Source organism: Amycolatopsis sp. NPDC051102 (genome assembly GCF_040682815.1).
GTDB lineage: Bacteria > Actinomycetota > Actinomycetes > Mycobacteriales > Pseudonocardiaceae > Amycolatopsis.
Window position 1 is genome coordinate 1 of record NZ_JBFBBT010000006.1, and the last position, 25,365, is coordinate 25,365.

The 25,365-nt window shown below is 64.8% G+C and carries 17 protein-coding genes; 4 read left to right on the forward strand and 13 right to left on the reverse strand.

Features of this window, described 5'->3' with window-relative positions:
* Nucleotides 1-16: 16 nt before the first annotated feature.
* The 4 genes from AB0M93_RS19090 to AB0M93_RS19105 form a co-directional block, all read right to left on the reverse strand.
* Nucleotides 17-349: a hypothetical protein gene (locus AB0M93_RS19090; RefSeq protein ID WP_364275180.1), complete on the reverse strand. Its 333-nt coding sequence runs from the start codon at nucleotides 347-349 to the stop codon at nucleotides 17-19.
* 311 nt (nucleotides 350-660) lie between these two features.
* A complete protein-coding gene (locus tag AB0M93_RS19095) occupies nucleotides 661-825 on the reverse strand; it encodes a hypothetical protein (protein WP_364275182.1) in 165 nt (54 codons plus the stop codon).
* Nucleotides 826-983: 158 nt separating this feature from the next.
* Nucleotides 984-2,261 carry an MFS transporter gene (locus AB0M93_RS19100; protein WP_364275184.1) on the reverse strand — a complete coding sequence of 426 codons (1,278 nt, stop codon included), beginning with the start codon at nucleotides 2,259-2,261 and terminating at the stop codon, nucleotides 984-986.
* A gap of 95 nt (nucleotides 2,262-2,356) precedes the next feature.
* The gene (locus tag AB0M93_RS19105; RefSeq protein ID WP_364275186.1) at nucleotides 2,357-3,097 is read right to left on the reverse strand and encodes a phytanoyl-CoA dioxygenase family protein; all 741 of its coding nucleotides are present in this window, start codon (nucleotides 3,095-3,097) and stop codon (nucleotides 2,357-2,359) included.
* Nucleotides 3,098-3,259: 162 nt separating this feature from the next.
* Here AB0M93_RS19105 and AB0M93_RS19110 point away from each other — a divergent pair, with 162 nt between their 5' ends.
* Nucleotides 3,260-4,030: a LamG-like jellyroll fold domain-containing protein gene (locus tag AB0M93_RS19110; RefSeq protein ID WP_364275188.1), complete on the forward strand. Its 771-nt coding sequence runs from the start codon at nucleotides 3,260-3,262 to the stop codon at nucleotides 4,028-4,030.
* Between the two features lie 47 nt (nucleotides 4,031-4,077).
* On the opposite strand, the gene AB0M93_RS19115 is transcribed toward AB0M93_RS19110, so the two are convergent.
* From AB0M93_RS19115 to AB0M93_RS19125, 3 genes are all read right to left on the reverse strand, one after another.
* Entirely contained in the window at nucleotides 4,078-6,033 is a 1,956-nt protein-coding gene (locus AB0M93_RS19115; RefSeq protein WP_364275190.1) for a translation factor GTPase family protein, read from the reverse strand.
* Between the two features lie 422 nt (nucleotides 6,034-6,455).
* Complete coding sequence (locus tag AB0M93_RS19120; protein WP_364275192.1) at nucleotides 6,456-7,637, reverse strand: cytochrome P450; 1,182 nt, start codon at nucleotides 7,635-7,637, stop codon at nucleotides 6,456-6,458.
* Complete coding sequence (locus AB0M93_RS19125) at nucleotides 7,634-10,645, reverse strand: AMP-binding protein (RefSeq protein ID WP_364275194.1); 3,012 nt, start codon at nucleotides 10,643-10,645, stop codon at nucleotides 7,634-7,636. The genes AB0M93_RS19120 and AB0M93_RS19125 overlap by 4 nt, the downstream gene beginning before the upstream one ends.
* Nucleotides 10,646-10,940: 295 nt before the next feature.
* Between AB0M93_RS19125 and AB0M93_RS19130 the strand changes: the two genes are divergently transcribed.
* Complete coding sequence (locus AB0M93_RS19130) at nucleotides 10,941-13,877, forward strand: type I polyketide synthase (protein WP_364275196.1); 2,937 nt, start codon at nucleotides 10,941-10,943, stop codon at nucleotides 13,875-13,877.
* A gap of 18 nt (nucleotides 13,878-13,895) precedes the next feature.
* On the opposite strand, the gene AB0M93_RS19135 is transcribed toward AB0M93_RS19130, so the two are convergent.
* From AB0M93_RS19135 to AB0M93_RS19160, 6 genes are all read right to left on the reverse strand, one after another.
* The gene (locus AB0M93_RS19135; RefSeq protein WP_364275197.1) at nucleotides 13,896-14,810 is read right to left on the reverse strand and encodes an aminoglycoside phosphotransferase family protein; all 915 of its coding nucleotides are present in this window, start codon (nucleotides 14,808-14,810) and stop codon (nucleotides 13,896-13,898) included.
* Nucleotides 14,811-14,813: 3 nt separating this feature from the next.
* A complete protein-coding gene (locus AB0M93_RS19140) occupies nucleotides 14,814-16,007 on the reverse strand; it encodes a phytanoyl-CoA dioxygenase family protein (RefSeq protein ID WP_364275199.1) in 1,194 nt (397 codons plus the stop codon).
* On the reverse strand, nucleotides 15,982-16,770 hold the full coding sequence (locus AB0M93_RS19145; RefSeq protein ID WP_364275201.1) for a DUF6071 family protein: 789 nt from the start codon (nucleotides 16,768-16,770) through the stop codon (nucleotides 15,982-15,984). Before AB0M93_RS19145 ends, AB0M93_RS19140 begins: the two co-directional genes overlap by 26 nt.
* Nucleotides 16,770-18,233, reverse strand: a complete 1,464-nt coding sequence (locus AB0M93_RS19150; protein ID WP_364275203.1) for a carbamoyltransferase C-terminal domain-containing protein — start codon at nucleotides 18,231-18,233, stop codon at nucleotides 16,770-16,772. Before AB0M93_RS19150 ends, AB0M93_RS19145 begins: the two co-directional genes overlap by 1 nt.
* Before the next feature lie 732 nt (nucleotides 18,234-18,965).
* On the reverse strand, nucleotides 18,966-19,745 hold the full coding sequence (locus AB0M93_RS19155; RefSeq protein ID WP_364275204.1) for an inositol monophosphatase family protein: 780 nt from the start codon (nucleotides 19,743-19,745) through the stop codon (nucleotides 18,966-18,968).
* Nucleotides 19,726-20,886 (reverse strand): glycosyltransferase family A protein, encoded by a 1,161-nt coding sequence (locus AB0M93_RS19160; protein WP_364275206.1) that lies wholly within the window; start codon nucleotides 20,884-20,886, stop codon nucleotides 19,726-19,728. The genes AB0M93_RS19155 and AB0M93_RS19160 overlap by 20 nt, the downstream gene beginning before the upstream one ends.
* Before the next feature lie 1,667 nt (nucleotides 20,887-22,553).
* Between AB0M93_RS19160 and AB0M93_RS19165 the strand changes: the two genes are divergently transcribed.
* Together AB0M93_RS19165 and AB0M93_RS19170 are read left to right on the forward strand one after the other, a co-directional pair.
* Entirely contained in the window at nucleotides 22,554-24,092 is a 1,539-nt protein-coding gene (locus tag AB0M93_RS19165) for a beta-N-acetylhexosaminidase (RefSeq protein ID WP_364275208.1), read from the forward strand.
* On the forward strand, nucleotides 24,089-25,351 hold the full coding sequence (locus AB0M93_RS19170) for a hypothetical protein (RefSeq protein ID WP_364275210.1): 1,263 nt from the start codon (nucleotides 24,089-24,091) through the stop codon (nucleotides 25,349-25,351). The genes AB0M93_RS19165 and AB0M93_RS19170 overlap by 4 nt, the downstream gene beginning before the upstream one ends.
* Nucleotides 25,352-25,365 lie beyond the last annotated feature (14 nt).

The following is a 25,365-nucleotide window of genomic DNA, read 5'->3' on the forward strand; positions in this document are numbered from 1 at the left end:
GCCTCGTATTCGCAGGTCAAGGCGTTCTGCTTGATGCAACGGTGTCCAGCCCTCCGGAGGCAGGTGTCGCAGGTTCGAATCCTGCCGAGGGCACCGCAAGGATGGGAACGGGAGAGATGTCGGACATGACATCCTCCCCTTTCTTGTTTTCACGGTCGCGCTGGCCGCGCCGACCGTCCCGGTCGAACGGCAAGATGGCCGCTTCGTGAGCAGCCTGGCGCGCTGCCGGGACGGTCGGTCCGAGCAGGGTGACCGTGCACTTGATCCGGTTGGTGCTCTTGCTGTAGCGGAGTTCGAGCCGGAGGGCTTCGAACAGCTGCCGGGCGACATCCTCCGGTAGCTCCTCCACCCGGACCTCTCCGCCGGCAGGGCATCAAGCAGGTCGGGGTTGGCCGTCTGCTGGTTCTCCTCTTCGACTTCAGCGAGCTGGGCTTTACGTTTGTGAAGCCCGTCGAGTTCCTCGTTGACTTCGTCGACGAGGTCCTTCGTCGGCCTGTCGAACAGAGCCAAGCTGCGGACGAAGTTCTTGATCATGCGCGGGGCGTCGTCGATCTCGCGGCGCAAGGCATCGATGCGCTGCTGCCATTCCGGGTCCCCCTCCGGGACGTAACCCTTCTTCGGCGCACACATGGCAGGCGTACCCACGACGGGTCTTGCCGTTCATACGCTGGTGTTGCTGGCGCTGCGAGACCCGAAGCGGTGTTGGCTGAATTCTTGCGCCTGCAGCCAATCTTCCAACGTGACGAGAGCTTCGTGAACCGGTTGCGCGGACCAGATCCGCACCATGTGCCCGGTGTGCTTCGGATTGGTGAGGACGTCGCGCACGTTCGAGGAATCCAGTGGCCGACGGCGCGCTTCGGGTCGACGGGACTGGTGACGGGGTCGCGGTTGAGCCGGTCTGCGGTCGCCTGGTAGCCGAGGCGTTCAGTGATCCGCCCGCGGTGCGCCTTCCGCACCGCGGGCACCAATTTTCGCCTCAGCGGTCAATCGTCACGCTCCGCATCCACACTGACCGTGGCACGAACTTCCTGCTCGGTTTTTTCATTAGGCTCCACGCGCACCACCCTGACGTCACGTGAGAGAAGCGAGAAGAGCGTGACGACAAGAAGCATCCCACCGCTTGCCAGAATGGCCCCCCGCGTCCCCAGCACCGCAATGGCCGGTCCTGCGAGAAGCAGACCAGCCGGGGCCATCAAATTAGAACCGAGCGCGTCATAGGCACTAACTCGCGACAATGCGTGTGACGGCACCTTGACCTGCACCGTGGTTGCCCACAGCACCGCGATCATGCTCATACCCATGCCGTTCAGCACCATCGCACCCATGACCATCACGACTGGTGCGCCCACCCCGAGAAGGATGAACGGAGTGGGCATTGTCAGAGCAGTGGCCAGCACTCCAGCCAGGATCGTCCGCCGCGGCTTCCACTTCATGGCAACGAGAACGCCGGCGAACATACCTGCGGATTCACAAGCAACAATCCATGACCACGGCTTCGCGCCGCCGAGTTCCGCATTCGCCAGCGCCGGACCGATAACCCCCACAGCGGCCTCGTACGCCATGAAGTGGAGCGAGGACTGCAACACCACAACCCACAACCACTCACGCTTCGTGAACTCTTTCCAGCCGTCGCGCAGGTCCCTCACGAAACTGTTCGCCTCACGCGGTCCCCCACGAGGAACACGAATGCTCAGCAACGCGAATGGCACCGCAGCGATCACGAACGCCGCACCACACGCTATCAAGGTCCGACCACCGCCCACGGCCGCGACAAGAACCCCGGCAACCATCACCCCCAGAATACGCGCTGTGTTGCGTACCAGTCCGATCAAGTTGTTCGCAGCGTGCAGATCCTTGGCTGCGACCAACTGGGGAACAATCCCTGCCAACGCGGGATTCATGATGGACAAGCCAATCCCGGCTGCAGCGGCACAGATTCCCGATGCCCACCAGGGAAGCCAGCCACTGACCAGGATGATGCCGATCATCGTGAAGGACGACGCCGACAAAGCGAGACCTACCACGATGACCCGGTTTCTCCGGTACCGGTCGGCGACGACGCCGCCGGCCAGCATGAACGCGAGCATCGGCACCGACTCGCAAGCCATGACGATCGACAGCCTCGTCGGGGTTCCCCCAGGCGAGGCCAGCACACCGAACGCGACAGCCGACGGCGCCGCTACCGACGCCATGATAGCGAGGAAACGCCCCAACAGCAGCATCAAGAAGGGGCGATCCTTCAGCAAGTCCTTTTCGGCCATCTACCGAAACTCCGTTCAACAAGCGAGCAAGATGAAGTTGGCACCGGGCCAGCTGATCTTCGACATCCGCCGCCACCGACGTTCGCGCGCTTCGGTCAGCGAATCTCCAGATACGCGTTTCGCAGGCCGAGTACGTCCAGCATGTCGTCGGTTAACGCGGCGACGATATCGTCGGGAAGCGCGGTCCAGTCATAGTGAGTCTCCTCGGACGGAGGCGTGTATGCAGCGTGGATGCTCCGCCGATCGCGTGCGGACCTGTTGGCGCGACCGCTGTGGATCAGATGCGAGTTGTGGAAGATGACCGCCCCTTTGGGCGCTTCCACGATCACCTCGTGAGGGTGCACGGCAAAGGGATCACCCATGTGCCGCAGGGCTTCGGTGTCGTCGAGATGAGACCCCGGCAAGACTCGCGTCGCCCCGTTCTCCTCGGTGAACTCGTCGAGACACCAGATCGCGCTGCACTTGAAGAATGGCCGACCTCGGCGACGGCTGAGATCGTGGAGCGGTTGCCCCTTCGCTTGGGGACCCGGTGTCCGACTGTTGACCAGGTTGAGCAGGACCCGGTCACCGATCACAGCGCGGACCGCACTCAGGATCGCCGGTGCGAGCACAGGCTTCTGCAAAGCGGCAGAGTACGCAAGCGCGTTATTGATGAACCGGACGCCGGGCATGTCCGAGCTCTGCCGCTCAAGCCCATGCGTCTTCCAGGCCAACTCCATCTCAGACGCCAGCTCCTCGCACTCCTGAGCGGTCAGAACATCAGGAATGACCAGGTACCCCTCGGCTTCGAGGCGATCGAGCTGAGCGAGCTCCAGTCCAGTGTTGCCTGTCCCCATTGACCCCTCCTCTTCCGTCTTGGCCCACGCCAGCCGTCTGCGACACAGACATTCATGGTAACTGAAACGACAATTTTTGGCGCGACTCTTCCGTACTGGGTGGTGCATCCACGTAACATAGACTCAATGGTGCATCTCACCTGACCGAACGGAAGGACAAGGATGACCACGGACACGAAAAGCGTTCCTCGGCTGGTCGGGGCGTGGCCCTTTTCTGAGGGATCTGGCCGCGTCATAGCAGATGAGTCGGGCAATGGCAACAACCTTGTCGCCGATTCGGATCCGGTCTGGGTGGCAGGCCCTACGGCCGGCTCACAAGGCGTCAAAGGCGACGGCGCCGGTTTCGACATGGTGACGGCCAAACCGGCCGTGGTGACGGACGAAAGCTTCAGCATCGCCGCTTGGGTACGGCTCGACAGCGACCTCTGCCCACCTGACGGTATCCTTCCCCCTGGTTGGTTCGCACTCACTGCCATCGCGCAGAGCGGCTCTTACCACAGCCCATTCTACCTCGGCGTACGCAACATTGAGTATGGCGGCGAGGGAACAGGAGATTTCCATCTGCACTGGAACTTCACGGTCGCCCCGATCGACGGGTCCGACGACGGACCCGTCGATTGGGTGCACGCGTATTCGTCGATCGAGCTCACCCGAAGTGAACTCGACGACTGGGTACTGATCGTGGGCGTATACGACCTCGAGGCGGGCGTCGCGCGTATCCACGTGCCGAACCGTAACGACAAGGGCGAGACCCCATTGCCAGACAATTGGCCGAAGTGGAACGGCGACCACGGCCTGCACGTCGGACAGGCATGGTTCCGCGACGAGTTCGTCGATCAGTGGCCGGGATCGATCGGTGGCGTGTGGGCATACCAGGGCGCCATCAGCCAGGATGAAGTCGACCACCTCGCTCACCGGCTCGCCACCGGCTGACAATATCGGGAACCTTGGTTTCGGGCCTGCCATCTGACCGGAATCGGTTAGCGCGGCATGGCCCGGAACCAAGCCTCGCGATCTCGGGGGTCCGGGCCGACTCGCGTGCGCAGGGGCATGGCCGCCCCCGTTACCGGCTCGTAGTGGTCGACGCGGGAACTAAGAATACCTTCCCCACCGGTGATGTTCGGCAACGTGCGAACGGTCTCGGCGATCTTCGCCGACGCCAGGAAGCCGTTGATCCGGTGGTACCGGCCATCCTCGATCGTTCTGGTCAACACTGCACCCAGCCGCCCAATCGTGCTGATCACCGTGTTGAGTGACGAGCTCGGAACCTCGAGTTCGAAATTCTCGATCGGTTCACAGACACGCGTACGAGCAGCTTGCAGGCAAGCCAATGTCACCACCGGTGCCAGATTGCGGAAGTCGGCACCGACACTCGACATAGCCTTGTTGAACTTCTGGTGCGCATGACTCTGACGTGGGGCGTAGTCGGACTCGGTCAAGGTGACCCGGCAACCCGTCACCGGCCATCCGTACAGTCCCTGGGTGAGCGCCGACCGAACGCCTGATTCGCAAGCGACGATGAACGATGCCGGCAAGTGTCCGCGCTGGGTTCCCGGCAAGAACTCCACGCCGTCGATGCTTGGATCGGCCTCCAGCTCGAGGCCGATGGTGGCCAGGTAAGGATTGCCGTCGACATGGATCCGCTCAGCGGCGCGGGCGGAACCGACGACCGTCTCGACACACATGACGGACGTGTCTTCGAAACACGCCTTGACTCCGAATCGCTCATCGAGGAGCGCGCCGATCACTTCTTTCTGCACTTCACCGTGTATACGGACGGTGGCCTCGCCCTTGTCCTCGTCCAGGTCGAGCCCGATCAGCGGATCCTCGTCGGCGAGCTCGCTCAAAGCGGCGAACAGCACGCCTCTTTGAGCCGGGTCAGTGGCGGTGACCAACGCTTGAAGCGTCGGCGGCAGCAGTTTCGGCGTACTCCGTTCCGGTGGCTTGCCGAACGAATCACCGATTCTGGCTTCAAGGCCGCGCAGTGCGGCAATATCGCCCGATCTGACCCGCGAACGTTCCTCATTTCCCGTCGGCGTCGGGACCACGATCTGCGTGACCCGTCCCCCACCCTTCTCACCTAGCGCCAGCCGGTCGCGAACGCGCAGTTCGCCGGACCACATCCGCACCCAGGTCTTCCGGCCGCGTACATCATGATCGATCGCGAAGACGACGCCGGAGCTCTCGCCGTCCACCGGATCCGCTGCGGGAAGAAGCTCAGCGAGAACCCACTTCAGCACGTCCATCCCGGTACCGGTGATCGCCGAACCGAAGACGACGGGAAACAGTGCCGAATCCGCGACTCTGGCACGCAGCACGGCGAGTAGCTCGTGAACCGGCGCCATGTGCCCGTTCACCCAGCGAGCGAGGAGATGCGCATCGGTCTCCACGACGGCTTCCATGGTCGAGTCCGTGACGACCGGGACGAATTCGACCTCGGCGTCGACCGTTCCGGCGCGCCGGATGTCCGCGTGCACAACCAGGTTGGCACTTAGTCGCTGCCGCACCTGTTCAACCACCCGATGCGGGTCGGCGCCATCACGGTCGACCTTGTTGATGAACAGGATGGTGGGGATCCCGACCCGCTGCAGCGCCCGCCACAGGACGACGGTCTGCGGCTGGACACCCTCGACCGCGGATAACACCAGGACGGCCGCGTCCAGCACCCCCAACGCCCGCTCGACCTCGGCGATGAAATCGGAGTGCCCGGGGGTGTCGATGAGATTGATGTCCGTGCTGCCCAGCCTGATTGCCGTAACCGCCGCGCGAATGGTGATACCGCGCTGCCGTTCGAGTGACATCGAGTCGGTGCGCGTGGTGCCGCTATCGACACGGCCGAGTAATTCAGTGGCCCCGGACTCGAACAGCAACCGTTCGGTCAGGCTGGTCTTGCCAGCGTCGACGTGCGCGAGAATTCCCAAATTTATGGGGACCAACAGGCGTTTCCCTCCGCGTCGACTTCGATAGCTGTCGATCTACCGGCCTCCGACGTCACACTATCACGACGCCCATCTGGCCAGCATGCGATATACGGGAAGGCCAGGCAGGACCTGATCACCCACCGTTCACCGGGTACGGATACATACCCCAAACCGGACTACGGCAGCTCGCCCGGATTGCGGTTGACACCGGACGGAGAGTCTCGCAACCCTCCTTCTCCCGCAACCGGCTGACTGGCATTACCGGAAACAGGGGCAGACGCATCGAGCCCCGGCGATAGCCGAAGGGCCAGGGTCCCAGCAGGTGAGTACCGGACACGTCGACCCAACCTCGGCGGAGAGCGTCGAGCAGGTCTTGGTTCGCGACCGTGGGATGCTCATGGAAGTCTGACTGCGCACCTCGTGGTGAGCCGACCGGATCAGTGCAATACCCACCGCACAGGTGCGTGGGCGGCGCCCCCTACGGTGATCGAGCGGATGGGCCGGACCGGTCCGGCGAGCTCGATCCCTCTGACCGAATCGAGGAGTTCGGTGAAGAGCATCCGCATCTGGTGGCGTGCCATGGTGCCGCCGATGCACACGTGCGGTCCGGCGCCGAGCGCCAGATGCTGGTTGGGTCGCCTGCCGAGGTCGAAGGTCTCGGGAGCGTCGAACTTACCGTCGTCACGATTCGCGGACGGCAGCCACAGGACCACTCGGTCACCGACCTTGATCCTGCGGCCTCCGATCTCGGCATCGCGCACGGCGGTCCGCATGCTGTGAGTAGCGCTGCTGGTCCAGCGCAGGATCTCCTCGACCGCATCCGGAATGTGCACGCGTCGCTGTTGAAGGCGGCGCCATTCGTCGGGATGCCGTGCCAGCGCCACGATGCCTCCAGCGATCGACAGGCCGGCGTTCTCCGCGGCGCCGATCAAGTTCTCGCAATTGAGGAGTACCTCCGTCTCGGACAGGAGCTCACCTTCGATGGATCGGTTGACCAGCCTCCCCATGAGATCGTCGGCATCGGTGACCATCCGGTCGTACATCAGTTTGGCCAGATAGTCCATGAGCTTCCGGTGCGTGGTCAAGGACCGGCCGGTAGTGAACGCCTCGACTGTCCACTTGAGGAACACCTCCCGGTCGGCTTCGGGAACGCCCATCAACCGGGCGATGGTGAAGGTCGACAGCCGCGCGCCGACGTCTTCCACTACGTCACACGTGCCCAGCTCGGTCGCGCGGTGGACCACCGCCGCGACCTCTGCGCGCATCTCGTCGCCGAGCACGCGGGCGCACCGTTCGCCGAACCGGTCGGCGATCGCGGCCCGGAGATACCGGTGGCGTGGCGGGTCGGTCAACGCCAAAGTCAGGCCGCTTCCCGGGTCGTTCCCGGACGTCGCAGGCCGCAACAGCACTCCCGCGGCGGAGCTGAACGTCGCTGGTTCCTGGTAGACCGTTCGGATATCAGCGTACCGCGTCAGCGACCAGAAGCCGGGAAACTCACCCGGTTCATGCCAGTGCACGGATTCATGTGTCCTCATCCACCGCCACACGTCGTGTACGACCCCCGAAGCGTGCGACGTCGGCCGGGTGAGGTGGTCGAAGGGAATATCGAGATCGTTCAAGCCCAACTCCCGACGCGGGCGAGCACATCGGTCATGCGATCCACGAACCCGCTCGCGGTGGCACTGGACACGGCCTCTCGCCGATACGAGGCCGACACTACCAGGTCGCCGTTCTGCGACGGCCAGAGTTCGACATGCAATTCCAAGGGGAGGTCGAGGTAGGACTGCCGCAGGAAATCCACCTGGGCACCGGCGATGTCGAGCCGGGGTTCCGGGTTGTCCTGAAGTGCGAACAGAGTCTGGAAGACGGGTGGACGGCGGGAGCCGACACTGTGCAATTGCTCGGCGAGCCTCGGGAAGGGAACCTGCGAACGCGCCATGGCCGCGCGCACCAGCCCTGCCACTGCCCGAATTCCTTCACTCCCGCCGTGCAGCGCCACACCGCGAAACCGCAACGGCAGCATGGTGATGTAGCACCCGATCATCTTCTCGAGCTCTGGCAGCCTCCGATCCACCATCGGGACTCCAACGGCGAAGTCATCCTGTCCGGTCAGATCGACCATCGCCCGCGCCCACCCCGCCAGGAGTACCACGAACCGGGTCACCGCATGCCTCCGAGCGACGTCGTCGATCTGCGAAACGTGCCAAGCGGACAGTGTCTTCACCTGGTGACCTGGCTCGCCCGCCGGACCGGCGCCCGACTCCGGCCAACGTAGCTCCGGAACCCCTCGCAGCTCGGACACCGCCTCAGCGAGGAGATCCGCCACCGTCCGATCGTGCGCATCGCCGACTCCGTGCCGAGCACGAACCGGTTCCGGCCCGGCCGGCTCGACCGTCGGTTCCGTCCCATTGGCGTAAGCCTCGGAAAGGTCGTCGGCCAGCACGCCCTCCGACCACCCGTCGAATGCAACGTGGTGCACCACGACACCCAGGATCCAGTTCCGGTCTGCGAACCGGACGGCCGCGACACGCCACACGTCGGCTCCCGCTGGCTCCAGTGGCTGACCGAGCAGCTTCCGGAGTGCGTCCAGGGCCGACTGCTCGTCCTCGCAGTCGCCCAGCACCTCGACGGGCGGTGCGGGAATGTCGGTCACATGCATCCCTGGCCGAGGGTCGAGCACGAACGCAGCACGCAGCGACCGGTGCGCAGCGTGCACGGCGCCGACGGCTCGTTCGAGCCGGTCGAGGTCGACCGCACCCCGCACCCGCCATACGACCAGGCAGTGGTTCGTGCGGTTGCGCGGCTCGACCGCGTCCCGAGTCAGCAGCACGGTCTGCATCGGCGATAGCCGCGTGACCGCTGATTCGCCCGGCGGCGGCAAGGTCCCCTCGCCCTGGCCGGGTTCAAGCCTGCGCAACGCCGCGGCGAACGAGCCCACATCCGGGTGGTCGAGCAAGACCGTCATCGGCACGGACATCCCCAGGCGCGTCCCCACCCTGGCACAGACTCGAGCGGCGGACAGCGACGTCAGCCCAAGCTCGAACAGCGAACAGTCCGACGCCACCGGCGACCGTTCGAGCACCTCTGCCACGATGCGCGATACCAGAGACTCGAGATCCTCCGGTCCCCGGTGATCTGGGAATATCTGCGGCGTACGCGTCCTGGGCTCGTCGAGCTCCGACAGCAGCGCCCGCTCGTCGAGTTTGCCGCGCCCCGTGAGCGGAAACGCTGCCACGCTCTTCACCACGGCCGGCACCTCGAACGGAGCAAGCCGTCCCCGTAGCACGCCGATGGCTTCCCGCAACGGGTCGCCGTCGCGCCTGGGGCGGCAGAACGCGAGGAGCCGGGCCGGCCGGCCCGCCTTCCCCGGCTCACCCACCACGCGGCAGGAAGCCACGGAATCGAGCTCTTTTTCGATCTTCCGCTCGATATCCGCCGGCTCCACGCGGACACCGGCTATCTTGAGCTGCCGGTCGCGGCGTCCGAGGTACTCGAGAACCGAGTCCGTCGCCCACCTCCCGAAATCACCCGTACGGAAGACGCGAGCCATCTCGCTACGCAGCTCGATGGTCCTGAATTTCTCAGCCGTGAGCTCGGAATCCGCCAGATAAGATGAAGCCAGGCCGGCACCGGCGATGCAGATTTCACCGGAGTCCCCGACCGCGCATTCACGATCACCGTCGAGGACGAAGACCTCTGTGCCGGGAACGGGCCGGCCCAAGGGGATACCGCCCGGGCGACGGCAGTCCTCGATGATGACTCGATGCGTGGTAGCGAATACCGTGCTCTCCACGGGACCGTATCCGTTGATCAGGGTCGTATCCGGCCAACGACGCAGGAAACGCTCCACATGAGGAACCGACAAACGTTCGCCACCCGTGAGCACGAGGTCGAGTCCCGCCATCGCGTCGAGGTCCTCCTCGACGATCATGGTGAAGAGACTACTGGTCGCCCACGCAGTGTTCACGCCGTGCCGTGAGATTCCCTCGCGCAGCACATCAGGCGTGAGGAACGGCTCCTCCACAATCACACAAGTACCTCCCGAGCCCAGCCCAGCCCACAACTCGAGGGAGAAGGCGTCCCACGGGAGAGCGGCGGCCAGCGGGATCACGATGTGCCGGTCGGGCGGGATGAAGGAATTCCGACCGAAAAGCCTCGCCGTGGCCCGATGCGGGGACACGGCCCCCCGCGGTAGACCAGTGGTTCCCGAAGTGAAGAAAACACAACAAGGATCGCTGCCTTCGACCCGGACGACCGGTGGATGCGCGGCTGGTCGAGCCAGGTCTTCCGGGGTCAGCACAGGCCAGGCGAACTCTTCCGTGGCCGCGGGTCCGGCAATGACAGCGCGGCCGTTGAGCTGCTGCAGCACGAGTTCCTGCCGGGACTTCGGCCAGTCCGGCGGCAGCAGCGAATACACACCGCCGCGCTTGAGCACGGCCAGCACCGCGATCACGAGGTCCGCTCCGCGCGGGAGCACGATGGGGACGAATTCACCCGGGCGGACGCCGAGTTCGTGCAGATGACCGCTCGCGACCTCGGACAGCGCGTCCAGCTCGCCGTACGAAACCCGGCGTTCTCCGTCGACGAGCGCAGTGCGCCCGGGCGCCATACGAGCGACACGGGTCACCGCCGCATGAATACCACCGCGCCCCGGCTCTGCCCGTTCCCCACGGGTCCAAGCGGCATTCGGAAACACAGCACATACCCCCCACTCAATTCGCGTGCCACGAGCCCACGGCATGGGTGCCCGCTCGCCACTCTAGCCGAAACCGGTGCCTTCGGGTTTCCCATCTTCGTTGTCAGTTGACGCAATCAGCAGTTCGGACAACGATGATCGTGGGGATCCTGGTGGGTGCGCAGAGTCAAACCCGTCTGCCAAGACGACCAGTTCACCGAATACACCGCAGAGGGGAAACCAGCGCTTGTCCGAGCGGGACCAGTCACTCGACATCGCCGTCACCGGAATGGCGGCTTACCTGCCAGGCATCGACGACTATTCCGGCGGATTGTCCGCGTGGTGGCGAACACAGCTGGCCGGTGCCGTGCACACCCGGCGATACACCCGGGAGCACCTTCTCGCCGTTGGCGTACCGGAACGGATCGTCGCCGACGCCGACTACGTTCCTCTCCACGGCCACCTGGGCCGGTGGGCTCGCTTCGACCACGACTTCTTCGGAATCAGTCCCCGTGAGGCGGAACTGATCGACCCCCAGCACCGCCTCATGCTCGAGGTCTCCTGGAACGCCCTCGAGGACGCGGGAATCGCTCCCCGCCACCCGGCAGCAACCACCGGCGTGTTCGCCTCCATGACCGGCAGCGGCTACCTCAGAGCCGCGATGCGGCACACACCGGACATGGATCCCGACCTGGTGGACGACCTGATCCACGGCAGCGACCCTGACTTCGCGGCCGCACGGATCGCCTACAAGCTGGGTCTCACGGGGCCTGCCCTCGCAGTGCAGACAGCATGTTCCTCGTCCTTGGTGAGCACACACCTTGCCGTGCAAGCGCTGCTGAACCGGGACTGCGACCAGGCGATCGTGGTCGCCGCGGGATTCGGCTACCCCCAGGCCGGCTACCTCCACCTGCCCGGCGGCGTGCTGTCGCCGACGGGCAGCTGCCGACCGTTCGACAAAGACGCCGACGGGGTAGTTCCGGGTTCGGGAGTCGCCTGCGTCGTGCTCCGCCGGCTGGAGGACGTCAACGACGCCGATGCGCCGCCGCACGGAGTCATTCTCGGCTCAGCTGTCAACAATGACGGCAACGCCAAGGCTGGCTTCTACGTCCCTTCGCCCGCCAGCCAAGAAGCCGCCATCCGCTCGGCGTTGACCCTCGCCGACGTCGGCGGCGACTCCGTCGGCTACCTGGAGAGCCACGGCACCGGAACGCCATTGGGCGACCCCATCGAGTGGACGGCCGCGTCCAACGCCTACCGGGCCGCGGGCGCCCGTCACGCGGCGGTGGCGGTTGGTGCGCTGAAGGCCAGCATCGGCCATCTCGACGCGGCCGCGGGCCTCGCCGGGCTGATTCGAGCCATCCTCGTCGTGCGCGACGGTGTCGTGCCGCCGGTGGCCGGCTTCACTGCGCTCAATCCCCTGTTGGACATCGAGAATTCGCCACTGTGGCTGCCAACCGAGGCCACCCCGCTCGATGCCGGAACCGCGCCGCGGCGCGCGGGCGTGAGTGCCTTCGGCATCGGCGGAACCAACGCCCACATCGTCATCGAACAGTTCCGCGACAACCGTGGAAACCGGCCCCCTGGCGCCGAACCGCGCGATCAGCTCGTCCTCGTGTCCGCCGCGGACACCGCGACATTGGACCGGCTCGCCGGGCAGCTAGCCGATCACCTTGACCGTGAGCAGCCGGACCTGGCCGAGGCCTGCGCCACTCTCGCGGCCGGGCGAACGCACCTCGGCGAGCGGCTGGCGGTGACCGGACGGTCCAGCTCCGAGGTCGCCGAACGGCTGCGCCGACCCCATCAACGGGTTCAGCGGCGACTTCGCCGCGACCGCCCCGACCCGGCCATCTTCGTCTTCCCCGGTCAGGGAACGCAACGAGCGGGCATGGCGATACCGTACGACGCTGCTCTTCCCGGTTTCGGTGAGCACCTTGACGACGTCCTGAACACCTTCCCCCCGCGTGATGCCACCAGGATCATGCAGGCGCTGTTCGACACCGACTTTCCGCCGGACGAGATCGACCAGACCGCGCTGGCACAGCCGTCGATCTTCGCACTGCAGGTGGCGGCCGCGCGGAGTCTGATCGATCTCGGAGTCGCCCCCGCAGCAGTATGCGGACACAGCTTGGGTGAGCTGAGCGCACTGCACATCGCCGGTGTCCTCTCCTTGACCGATGCCGCAAACTTCGTGAGCCGCCGTGGTGAGGCCATGCAGGAGTGTTCCGAGGGAGCCATGGCGGCGTTCGCCGGACCGGCCGACCAAGCAGCCGCACTCGTCGAACGATGGCACCTCGAGCTGGAGCTGTCGGCGGTGAACGGCCCCGACAGCTGCGTGCTCTCGGGGTCGGCAGCTGCCGTGGCTGCGCTACGAGGCCAGGTGGGTGACACCGTTCCCGTACGCACGTTGCGCACCACGCGCGCATTCCACTCCCGGCTGATCGAACCAGCCGTCCGCACTCTGGCGAAGGTGGCTGACACGATGTCTCTCGGCGAGGCGGCCATTCCGGTGGCGCTCAGCGTCAGCGGTGCGATGCTGCCCGCCGGCGCCGCGCCCGCCGCGCAGATGCTGGCGGACCAGGCACGTCTCCCAGTCCTGTTCGATCAGGCGCTGCAAGCACTGCACCTGGAATTCCCGGCCGCGACGACGGTGGAAGTCGGCCCTGGCTGCTCGCTGTCGGCGTTCGCCGAAGGCGTCGGATTCACGACCGCTACGCTGGGCCGGAGGGCTGGTGCCGAGGGGAACGCGGTCTTGTCCGGCCTCGGGACCATGTGGACACTGGGTCACCCTGTCCCGGTCGCTCCCCCATCGCGGGCGCGCCGGCTGCACCTGCCGCCCTATCCATTCTTCGGGCCGGTGCGAGTCGCACCGGAGACGATGCCCGGCGGGAAAAACACAGCATTTGTCCCGCCCGTAGCGGCCGGTCCGCCCGAGGAGACCGGTCACCACCACGAAGTCGACGCGGCGACCGCCATGCGGCAGATCTGGTCGGAGATCCTGGGACTGGATGACCTGTCCGACACGGCCGACTTCTTCGCCCTGGGTGGGGATTCGCTGCTCATCAGCAGGCTCATCCGCCGGGCGAACACCGAGTTCGACATTCGGCTGCCGGTCCGGCGGATGCTGTCCGCAAGGACCTTGCACGCGCAGGTCGCCATCGTCCGCGAGATCCGCGGCGGATAAGCGAACCCGGTGTGCAAGTCACTCCGAGTCGATGCTCTCCAGCACCTGGCCGATCACGTGCGTCGCGTTCGCCGCGATGCGCGGCCTACGAGTGTGATAATACGGAAGCTGGATGACGGCGACGGCGAACGCCCATGCGCGGCCCCGGGCCCACGTGGCGTCGTCGGCACCGACGCCGTCGAAATACGCCTGGCGAGCCGCACCGCTGAACAGATTCCAGCCCACGAGCAGGTCGCACGCCGGGTCACCGACACCCAGGCCGCCGAAGTCGAGCACGGCTGCGAGCCGGCCGTCCCGCAGCAAGATGTTCCCCGCCTGCAGATCGCCGTGCACCCACACTGGCGCGTGTTCCCACTTCGGCAACGCCAACGACGACGCCCAGACCTCGCGAATCCTGTCCACGTCAGCGAGTCCCCCGATCGCCTCCAGGTCGGCAATGGCCTCGCTGGTTTCCTGGTCGAGACCGGCCAGTGGAAGCCCACGGTCGAAGTTGTGGGGGCCAGGCTCGGGCCCGCCCGTCGCGTCGACAGCATGGAGCTCTCGGACGAAGAGCGCGAGATCCTGCGCCAGGGCGACCGACGAGCCCACCTCGTCAGCCTTGGCTACGTCGCCCTCGAGCCAGCCGTAGATCGACCACCGCCACGGGTAACCCCGCCCGGGGAACCCCATGGCCACCGGTTCCGGAATGGGCAACGTCAACCGTGGCGCCAGGTATGGAAGCCAGCGTTGCTCCTTGTCGACCTGCCCCACCGACCACTCCACCTTCGGCATCCGCACGGACATCGAGTCGCCGAGCCGAAAGATCGCGTTGTCCGTGCCGCCGGAGTCCACCGGCGTCACGGTCAGTGCCTCCCACTGCGGATACTGGTCGGCCAAGAGCTGTTTCACCAGCGCGACATCGACTTCAACAGCTGCAGCCTGGTCTGCGGACACGGTTCAGGACTCCTCGTCGGTTGGTTCGCTCAGCAACGCACATCGTGGCAGCCCTCGGCCGGAGTCCCGACGTCGGGCCCGGACGTCCTCGGTGTAGACCTCCAAGCGGATCCCGTCCGGGTCTTCGAAGAACACCTGCCCGGTCTCGGCCGCCGCACCCGGGACGCTCTCGTCGCGGACCACGACTCCGGTCTCGCGCAACGCGGCCTCGACCGACGTCAAGTCGTCGACGCTTGGAACTTCGAACGACAGATGATGCAAGCCGGCCACGGACCGGTCGAACCGGCTCCCGGCTTGCTGCCACAAGGTCAAAAGCACCGTCCCCGCGCGGCCCATCAGGGCGTATGGGTACTCACCATCCGTCTCGGCACGCACGACTTCGAAGCCCAATGCGGCTTCGTAGAAACGGATCGACTCGCCGAGATCGGTGACGTTCACCCCGCAGCTCCCGAGCGCGACCGGGAACCGCTCGCGCCGGCTCTCATCGTCCGGATACAGGAGGGCAAGCGTCTGCGAACTCAGCTGGCCGCGGATCTCCGGCGGGAGGTCGTCGAAACTCCAGTGTGGTTCCGTGGATAGCGTCGCGTACGCGGTGTGGATGCTTCGCCTGGGCGCCGACGACTCGTTCTTGGTGCCTCCGTGCAGCAGATGAGAGTTGTGCACGATCGCCGAGCCGCGACTGGCGAGTACCCGCTGCTCGTCCGGGTGCGGCAGGTCGGGGTCCGTGCAGCGGGACAGGAACGGCTCACCCGAGCGATGACTTCCCGCGATCACGCGGGTCGACCCGTTATCCGGCGTGAACTCGTCAAGGCACCAGATCACGTTGGCTTTGAAGTACGGTCCTCCCCTGGACCGCTCGAGGTCGTGCAGCGGCTGGTGGCCACCACCGGGGTCCACTCGCCGGGACTGCAACCTGTTGAGCCGGAATCTCGCCCCGAGCGCGACTTGCACGGCGTCGAGAACCCTGGCGTCCGACACGCACCGTTCGAAGCTCGACGAGTACTGGAGCAGGTTCGGAACGAACTGGACGTTCTCGTCGAAGTCGTGCGTGCGGAAGAGCCCCTCGCTGAACCACAACGTGTCGAGCAACCTGCTGAACTGGTCACATTCTTCCTGCGACAGCGCGTCTGGGATGACAATGTAGCCGTCCTCGTCCATCCGCCGGCGCTGCTCATCGGTCAAGGTCAACGCGACCATCATCCGCCTCCCTGCTCGCGCCGTAGCGCTCGTCCGGTTGAGCCAGAAGCACTTCCCGTAGCCACGGCCACAGGTGGTCATCCACGTAACGGGCCTGGGACCGTTCGAGCGGGTGCCGATCCGGCCCCAGATCGTCCAGCTCCTGACCGATGGAAAACAACGAAGGTCCGCCGAGCGGAAGCCGATCCCCGCCGATGACCCGGGCCCCCTTCAGATTCGCGAGGTAGGCGGCGCCTTCCATCGCCAGCTCGGGTTCGGGGTCGAAGGCCCACAGGAATCCATAGTGGTAGCCCTTCTCGGCTAGCCAGGAATCGAACAACGTCCACAGCAGCAGGAAGGTCAACCGATCGCCGGTGGCGTTCTGCAGATGCTTGTACCAGGCAATCGAGCGGGCGTCCCGGCGCGGGATGTATGTGGGGTGGATGCGAATCCACCCGGGATCAGCGACGTTCTCCGGCAGACCGCCGTGCAGGTCGCGCTCCCCACCGAAGATCTCGAACCGGTTCATTCGCGACCACATGGAAAGGACCAATACCTGGTCCGGCCGCAGGCCGCGCTCGCCGACCAGTCCTCCCAGTTTCTCGACTGTCAGCCGAACCGTCCGCTGGTTGCTTCCGGCGCATGCGCCCAGGTTGACGAGTTCGGCTTCCAGACGGCGCGCCACCAATGCCGCCCAGCCGGTTTCGAGGCGTTCGCCAAGTTCGTCCCCGTAGGTCATGCTGCAGCCGTTGGCCACGAGCAGCCTAATGTCCGGGATTGCCATCAGAACACGTCCACGCCGTTGAGTGCGGCGAAGCGGTTAGCGTCGTCCACGGTGTTCACCAACGGTTCTCCCTTCACGTTCAGGCTCGTGTTGAGAACCATCGGGCACCCCGTCCGCCTGTAGAATTCTTTTATCATGTCGTAGAAGTGCGGGTTGTCCGAGCGCGACACCGTCTGCACCCGGCTCGTCCCGTCATGGTGGGTGATGGCCGGGAATGCCTCCGGGAACCGGCACGCGGCCGTGAACTGCATGTAAGGTGACCGGCGGACCGGAAGGTGGAAGTATTCATGCGCCAGCTCCTCCAGAACAGCCGGAGCGAACGGGCGGAACGGTTCCCTGCCTTTGATTCCGTTGACCTTGTCCTTGACGTCATTGCCGCGCGGATCACACACCAGCGAACGATTGCCCAGGGCACGCGGTCCGAATTCGGCGCGTCCGTTGGCGATACCGATCACCTTTCCCGCCTCGAGTGCGCCGACGATGTCCCGTTGCCGGTAAGGCCGATCGATCGCCGTTCCGAGGTATGGCCCACCCCAGTCGATCTTCGTTCCGAGATGAGCTGCCGCCGCCCCGATGCTAGATCCCGCGTCGCCTGGATTAGGAAAGATGAAGACTTCCTCGAAACCCGCTTCCCTGGCAATTCGAGCATTCGCGACGCAGTTGAGTGCGACGCCGCCCATGAGTACGAGATTTTGCGCCCCCGACGCTCGGCGCGACCATCGCGCAATGTCCAGCAGCACTTCCTCGGTGACCGCTTGAATGCTGGCCGCAAGATCCTCTTCCGACGCCTCCGGCAACCAGTTTCCGATCCCTCGGTGGACGTTGACTTTGAGTCGGTAGTCACCGTCGCCGTATTCGATGAACTCGTCCCGGATCTGTTTCGCATGGCGTGGTTCACCCAGTGCGGCGAGACCCATGAGGATGTACTCCTCCTCGTTTGGCTTGAAGCCGCAGCGACGGGTGAAAGCGCTGTACAGGAGGCCGATGCTGTGAGGGTAGTGACGACGGCGGAGAACCCGGTGCCCCGATGGGCCGTAGGCCCGCACAGTGGCACACTCCCATTCGCCGATTGCGTCGACGGTCACCACGCATGCGCTATCAAAGCCGCTGGTCAGAAACCCCGCCGCGGCATGGGAATCATGGTGGCCGACCGCATGGAAGGCGTAGCCGTCCGGGATGTCGAAGCCGCTCAGGTAACGGCGCGGCAGATCCTTCCGGTCGAAGGTCTCCCGGTACTGCCCCGCATAGAGGTGCCGCGTCTTCTTCAGCAGCGGGCGCTCGTACCAGACGATGGCCGAGGGGTCCCCGAACTCCAGCGCCTCCTCGACGAGCCGGGGGTGCAGTTCGCTGTCGTTCTTCCGGCGAGAATATCGCTCGGCGTGCGCGGCGAACAGGACCCGGTTTCCATCCAGTACCGCCAGCGCAGCGTCGTGTGACAGTGCCGAAATCCCCCAAATCACCATGTCGAAGCCAACCGTCGATTACTTGTACAGATGCGGGTCGCGGCGTCGCAACTCTCGTTGCTTCTTACGCCACCTTGCCTCGTCCTTCAACCTGCGAAGAGGAGCCAATAGATTCTTCAGGACCATCATCTTGATCACCTTTCGCCGGCTACATCACTTCGTACAGTGCCCGACGCCAACGCATAAGACCCTCGATACTGCGTCACGTCCAGACTAACAGCTGGAGCACCACCACGGCTTGAAGAATAGCCACTGGCCGGGATTCCCGTGAGCGCACCGGTCACCGCGACGTCGAACGTCTGCCGATCCAAAGCGCCACCCGCTGAGGCGGCTTACTGGCTCGGCGCGGACAACCGGCAGCCCGGCCGTGGTCAACATCCCGGCTCCGGAGCACTCTCACGTGGGCGTTGACGCGAGGGGAGCCATGCCCGCCCGGCCCAGTGAGCAGGGCGCCGTCGAGTACGCGCACGGGTACTCATAGAGCAAACGTTCCCTCAGGTCGGGTCTCGCCAGGCTCGAAGCGAGCCAGGACGCCGCGGTTCATGGAAGGGATCGACTCACACCGAGGTGTCGATGGCGGCGCGGCCCAGGAACGGTCGAGCCGTCCGCCAGGAATCAGTGCAACCAGCGCGACCGTGTCCCGCGCGGAGTGTGCGCAGGACCCTGCCTTCGTTTCTGGCGCAACAATTTCGGGGCGGCGCGTACGCGGCGCTCGCTTCCCTGAGAGCGTAATCAGCGCGATAAACACTCAAGCAGCGCGGGGTGGAGCGCGTTACCCGAGGCCGCCACGCCGCTGCCGACGGGTGTGGCGTGTCCGCCGGCCTCGGTCACGACGAGTGCAGCGGCTGCCCAGTCCCAGAGTTCGAGGTCGTCTTCGACGAAAGCGTCGAGACGGCCGCAGGCAGTCCAACACAGGTCGAGTGCCGAACTGCCGGTACTGCGCACGTCGCGGGCCTGACCTAGCAGGAAGGCCAATTGCTGGATCTGGTGGGCGCGGTGGGCGCGGTCGTAGGAGTACTCGGTGGCAACTAGTGCTGCGGCCATGACGTTGGTGGTGCTGGGCGTGATGAGCCGCCCGTTGAGGTGGGCACCATGGCCGAGTGCGGCGGTGAATTCCTCACGGCGCACGACGTCCAGCACTGCGGCAACCACGGTGTGCCAGGCATTGTCGTCGTGACGCTGAGCCGCGACACTGACGCAGTAATGAGGGATGGCGTTGGCATAGTTGACCGATCCATCGAGGGGGTCGATGAGCCAGCGGTAGCCGCCCCGGCCGATGGGGTCCCGGATTGCCTGCTCCTCGGACAGGAGGGCGTCGTGGGGGCGGTGGCCACGCAGGTAGGACGTGATGGCCCTATCGCTGGCCAGATCTGCCTCGGTCAACACATCGGTGGGCTGCTTATGGTGCGGTAACAGCGTGGGTAAGAGGCGCTCCCGGATGGCGGCAACGCCGCGACGGGCAGCACTGACCGCAATGGTGAGAAGCTCGGCATCAGAGGTAAGCGCTGTCATCGAGGAAGGCCAGTTCCTGGACGGTCTTGGCTACGCGATGGGCTTCGTTGAGTACGGACTCGCGAGTCTTCCGCGAGAGCCGGTGTATGCTCGAGTCCAGCAGGCAAACGTCTATCTCCTCGTCCTCCAGCGGCAGGGCAGTTCCCGTGAGCGGCCACAACTGCCAGTCCCCCGACCCGATGCGAGCCCGATCGGCGAGCCTGGTGGGTAACTCCTGCTCGTCCACGGGAATGCCGAGCAGCAATGCTGACCGTGTGCCCATTTTCCCGCGGGCAGCAGCGATGGTGTGAGCTTGGCTTGCGCGCTTCAGTTCGGCAAGGTAAGCGAACCATATTTTGTTGGCACATACATCACCAACTGTCATGGATAGTTCGACATCCCGGCGAGGCCACTTGCGTATAAAGCGACGGTAGTTGGCCAACTCGGTGCGCTCGTTGGCAGCGGCGTCGCGGGCGTGTGGGAGATGCAGGGCGAAAACGTCGGCCTGCAGGTTGATGGGAAGCCCCGAGGCGCTGATTCTGAAGCCCCACTCCAGATCATCGACGCCCCACCCCTGAAAGTCCTCGTCGAAATACAGGTCCAGCTCGACAACGGCCGACCGAGGGAGTGCGACGAGGCCGGTCCACACGAATGCCCAAGGAATGTTGTGGTCGTACCCGAAGCGAGGATCGCTGGGCCAGGATTCCGACGAGACCATGGTCTGAAGCTCGCGCAGGTGCTCACGGTAGGGGCGCTGCTCGACTTGGTCAACGTCGCCGTCCTGATTATTGCCGTAGCCGACGACCTGCCCGACGACACACTGCTGCTGACCGAGCGAGAAATGACGGTCGTACAGAGTGCTGAGCGCTCGGGGGTGCAGCAGTGTGTCGGCATCCATCTGGACGATGACATCCCCGCCCGCGCTCCGCATGGCGAGGTTACGAGCTCGGGGTATGTGGAACTCGCGCGAGGAGAGAACCGACACGATGTCAAGGGCGTCCTCGAATTCGGCACACAGGGTCACGAAATCGGGGCAGTACTCCATAGCGCCGATGCAAACCTCGAAGTCGTCGCGGTGAAGGTCCTGATTTTCCAAGCCTTCCAGCGCAATGCGAAGGTTGTCGATCCTTGCCCTGTAGGGTATGCAGACGCTGAACTTCATGATCCTCATCTTACCGTGGCAGCCGAAAAACTGTGTGGCTGACGCTTGAGTATCTTGATCTCGTGGTTGACGTATTCGGTGCGCCCGTTGTGGTTGGTCAAGGCCAAGGCGGCTTCGGCAGCTGAACGGTCACGCTCGAGACTGGTGGCGGAGGGACGCAGGATTGGCAGTGTCTTCGGCCGAGAAGGTTCGTCCAGTGCGCAGTGACGGCATGCGCGGGATCGGGCCGCCGCCGCACATAGTCGGGCGCGTTCACCGAAGCGAGGTCGAGTCCAGTGCCAGCATGGCGCCGGCCGGGCAAGCCTGCACGGACCTGCCGCGCGCGGTGACGAAGGTGATGTTTCCTGAGTGGCGAGGATCCCTGGTGCAACTGCTGCCGACCTCGCCGAGGCTGCGTCGCACGACGCAGCTGAACGTCAACTGGGGAACTTCCCCACTTGACCGTCGACGGATCGCACCGGCACCGGCGGTCTTGTGAGGTAGGCATGTGGACAACGCAACTGCTGCAGCTTTCTCACTGCCGTCACAGAGCTGCACATCGGCTTCGTTCATACGGCTCAACTGCGCGGCGCGCGCAGTTGAACATCCAACTATAAACGTATGATTCTACGATACAAGGTAATCGCTGGCAACTCCACCTCAGACTCAGCTGGAACGCGAGCCTGCTTTGTTTTTCCACCCGCCGCTGATCGAAGCCAATCGGCGGCGAACAGCGCTTCAATCGATACCTCCATCACGCGGTTGCCGGCGACAGCCGCCACTTGTCCATCCATGCTCGAGCCTTGGTCTCGTCGAACGCGTATATGACATCCCGCGCATAGTCGGCGCTGCCCCGTGACGTCCGGGACTGACCGCAAGCTTCGGCCCGAACGCCGGGGTGGCTGGCGACTTCGCGCGCGAGGCGCGGGCGCCAAGGACGAGCATCTCCCAAGCCGACCGTATTCTGGCCACCGTCCTCGGCAACGACAGAGCGCGGTGGCCTCGCCGACGAGTCACTTGACCGCGCGGCTGGGGGTTTGACGCAACGGCGTTACCCCGCGTGTCGATTCTCCGTGAACCTTGGCACGGCTCCGCCGATTCCACCTAGGAATCAGTGACGCGAACAGCGGTCTTATGACTTCGCGCGACCATCCTCGGCCAGCACCGAAGAGGCCTCGAACACAGCTGGGTACTGACGGCTCGCGACGCCTTGGGTAGTGTGTCGACCGTGAGCGAACTGGCGGACTCGCATACTCGAACTGGCAGTTTGCGCCGGGTTCAGCGGCGGGTAGCGGTCGGAGCGGAGCTCCCCGAGGAGGAGTCCATATCATCCCGTGACCCCGTGGATCTGATCCCCTCTGTCCGGACGACAATGACCGCCGTTTTATGCGGGATCTTTCGAAGAACCCGGAACTCATTGCCGCCCCCTTCGTCCGCGACCCGCCGTCCTTGGCCCCGGAAAAGGGCTCGCCCTCCAAGGTGAGCCGGCCGGATGGACGGAAGTGACCGAAGGCCAATGTCCGGCCTGGTGTGAGAGGAGCGAACGGCCAAGGCCGTGGTCAGTGTTGGGATCGCACTGCGTCGGGACGCCCGGAAGGATGTCACCACCGATGCCCGGGTCTTCGTGGCAGAACCTGAGGGAGGGGCACTCGACCGCCCGCACCGTTCCCCTAGGAAAGGGCTCATAGTTGACCGACCAACCCAGGACTGCCATACACATCATTCCTACCCCCTCCCAAGTCGTGCCGACATCTCAGGGCTGCGTATTGGGCCCGGGCGCCCAGGTGTTGGCTTCACCGGCAGTGACACGACTTGCGGAGGAGTTGTTGTCTCCATCGACCGGGCGTGCCGACGATATGGCAGCCGAAGCCGCGACACTGCGCTTCAGTCTGATCGACGAACCTGAGCTCGGCGACGAAGGATACCGGCTACGTATCAACGGTCAGAACGTCTCCATTCACGCTCAGACCGAACAGGGACACGTGTGGGCCCTGCAGACGCTGCGTCAGCTGGCTTCCTGCACGGCAGTGCCCGCCGGCTCCGCACCGCGGACCCTTCCGGGCGTGGCCGTGACCGATGTGCCCCGATTGCCGTGGCGAGGGGTTCTCGTAGATGTGGCCAGGTGGTACCAGCCGTTGTCCTTCCTGCTCGGCATGGTCGACCGATTGGCAATGCACAAGTTCAATGTCCTGCACCTGCATCTGACCGACGACCAGGGTTGGCGTTTCGAGGTCTCCCGGTACCCTCGACTTGCGGAGATCGGGGGGTTTCGTGCGGAGAGTTCGTCCGGCCATCTCGACGAGGGCCGCTTTGACGGCACGCGTCACGGTGGCTACTACACCCAAAAGGAACTGCGGATCCTGGTGTCCTACGCGGCGGCTCGGGGCGTTCAGGTCATGCCTGAACTGGATCTGCCTGGTCATATGCAAGCGGCGGTCAGCGCCTACCCAGGCTTGGGTAACCGTCCGGATGTGCAGCTCAAGGTCCGGGCGGCGTGGGGTATCTCGCCGCATATCCTCAATACGCGAGATACGACGCTGGACTTCATGCGTCATGTCCTCGACGAACTCGTCGACGTGTTCCCCTTCGACTACATCCACCTCGGGGGCGACGAGATTCCCCTCGACGAGTGGCGGTCTAGCACCGAGGCTCGGCAGCGTGTCAACGATGAGGGATTGAACGGCGCCGCGGCCCTCGCGAGCTGGTGGATCACGACGATGGGCCGGCATCTGCAGGAACACGGCCGAAAGTTCGCCGCCTGGGACGACCAGCTTGAGGTTGGTCTCCCACGCGAAGCGCTCATCTTCGCGTGGCAGAGCGCGGCCCGGGTGGGTTATGCGCTGGCGCGCGGACATGAGGTAGTCGCGGTGCCGGAGCAGTTCGTCTATCTCGACCGAGCCGAGACGGATTCGCCGAGGGAACCCACAGCCATCGACGGGCCCCTGCCACTGAGCCAGGTCTATGACTACGAACCCGTTCCGGCGGGTGCCGAGGGTCGTGTTCTCGGCAGCCAAGGAATGCTTTGGGCTGAGTACCTTCCGCGGCCGTCTCTGGTCGACTGGCGGGCATTCCCCCGGTTGACGGCCATCGCTGAGCGGTGCTGGTCCGGAGGTGGCCGAAAACGCGAGTACATGGCAGCTCTGCCGCATCACTTACTACGGCTGACGTCCATGGGCGTGCGGTACAACACGCTGGCAGCTACCAGCGGTGAGAGGAAGAGCGTATGATGAAACGAATCCCCGGAATACGTGACGGGTTGTCCTGGCAGCAACGCTGGACTTCAACGCTTCTCCAGCGAGACGGTGAAGGCCCGGACGAACTGGACGCCCGAGAAGTTCGCTTCCGAGTTCCTGATGAAATGTCCGACGAGGTGTTGCGATCTCGGCTCGACGAACTTATTGCCTGCGAACATTCGCTGCAGATCACGTATCTCGAGGACCGCCCGGACGGTCACCTCGAATTTGCGCCGGGCATCGATGCGCCATGGGAGCAGAACGAAGCCGACAGCTTTTCCCAGCTTCCCGGACTACCGCAGTCTTTTCAGCGGCAGTCAGGGACTCCGCTCTGGCACGCGATGCTTACGCGTCACCCGGACGAACAGGGAAAGGTGGTGCGTACTCTTTCCACCAGCTTCGACTACCACATCAGCGACGGGACGAGCGCACGCCTGTTCCGTGACGTACTCCTGGGGTCGAAGGCCGTCTGCCAACTCGCCGGAGGCGGATACCCAGAGTGGCTCTCGTGGCAGCGGGCAACCTTCCCGGAAAACGCATACCGTCAGGACAACGAAGCAAACACCTTCTGGCGCCGTTACCTGGAAGGCATCACTCCTGACACACCCCCCGCCTTTCCCTTCGCGCGACGAACGGGTGGCCGGTTGAGCGGCACCACGACCTCGATTTTGTCGGTCCTGCCTGTGCCTCTGCGCACACTCCGCGCGACCTCGGGCAGGCTCAGGTCCTCGCCCTTCATCCTTTTACTGGCCGCCATTGTGTGCGGCATCGCTCGAGCCGGCTCGGTTACCGACACGGTCCTACGCACCAACGTCGTCGGCAGACGTCCAGAGAACCGCCGCACCCTCGGAGCAATCGCGGACATCCTTCCAGTGCGGGTCAGGCACAATGCCCTTGCCGACCCGCACAAGGCCCTGGAAGCCGCCACCGCCTCCTGGCTCGACGTTCTTCCGTGGTACACCACGCCGTGGGAGTACTCGATGCAGTTGTGCGGTGAGCCAGACCCGGCGAAACGTACGTTGAGCCATCCTCAAGTTCTTTTCAACTTCATCCCCTGGGCGAAGGCGGACGAGCGCGACCTCGGAATCAGGCAGTACCAGGCTGAGCTGGGGACCTTTCAGCTGGTTGTCAGAGGAGGCCCGGACGACCAGCTCTGGTTGGCCTGTGACTTCGACTCCGAGCGGCTCGAGCTCTCCGGCGTGGAGTCGCTCATCGACCACATCAACGACGCGATGCTCGCCCTCACGATCTGATCCCCTCTACGTAA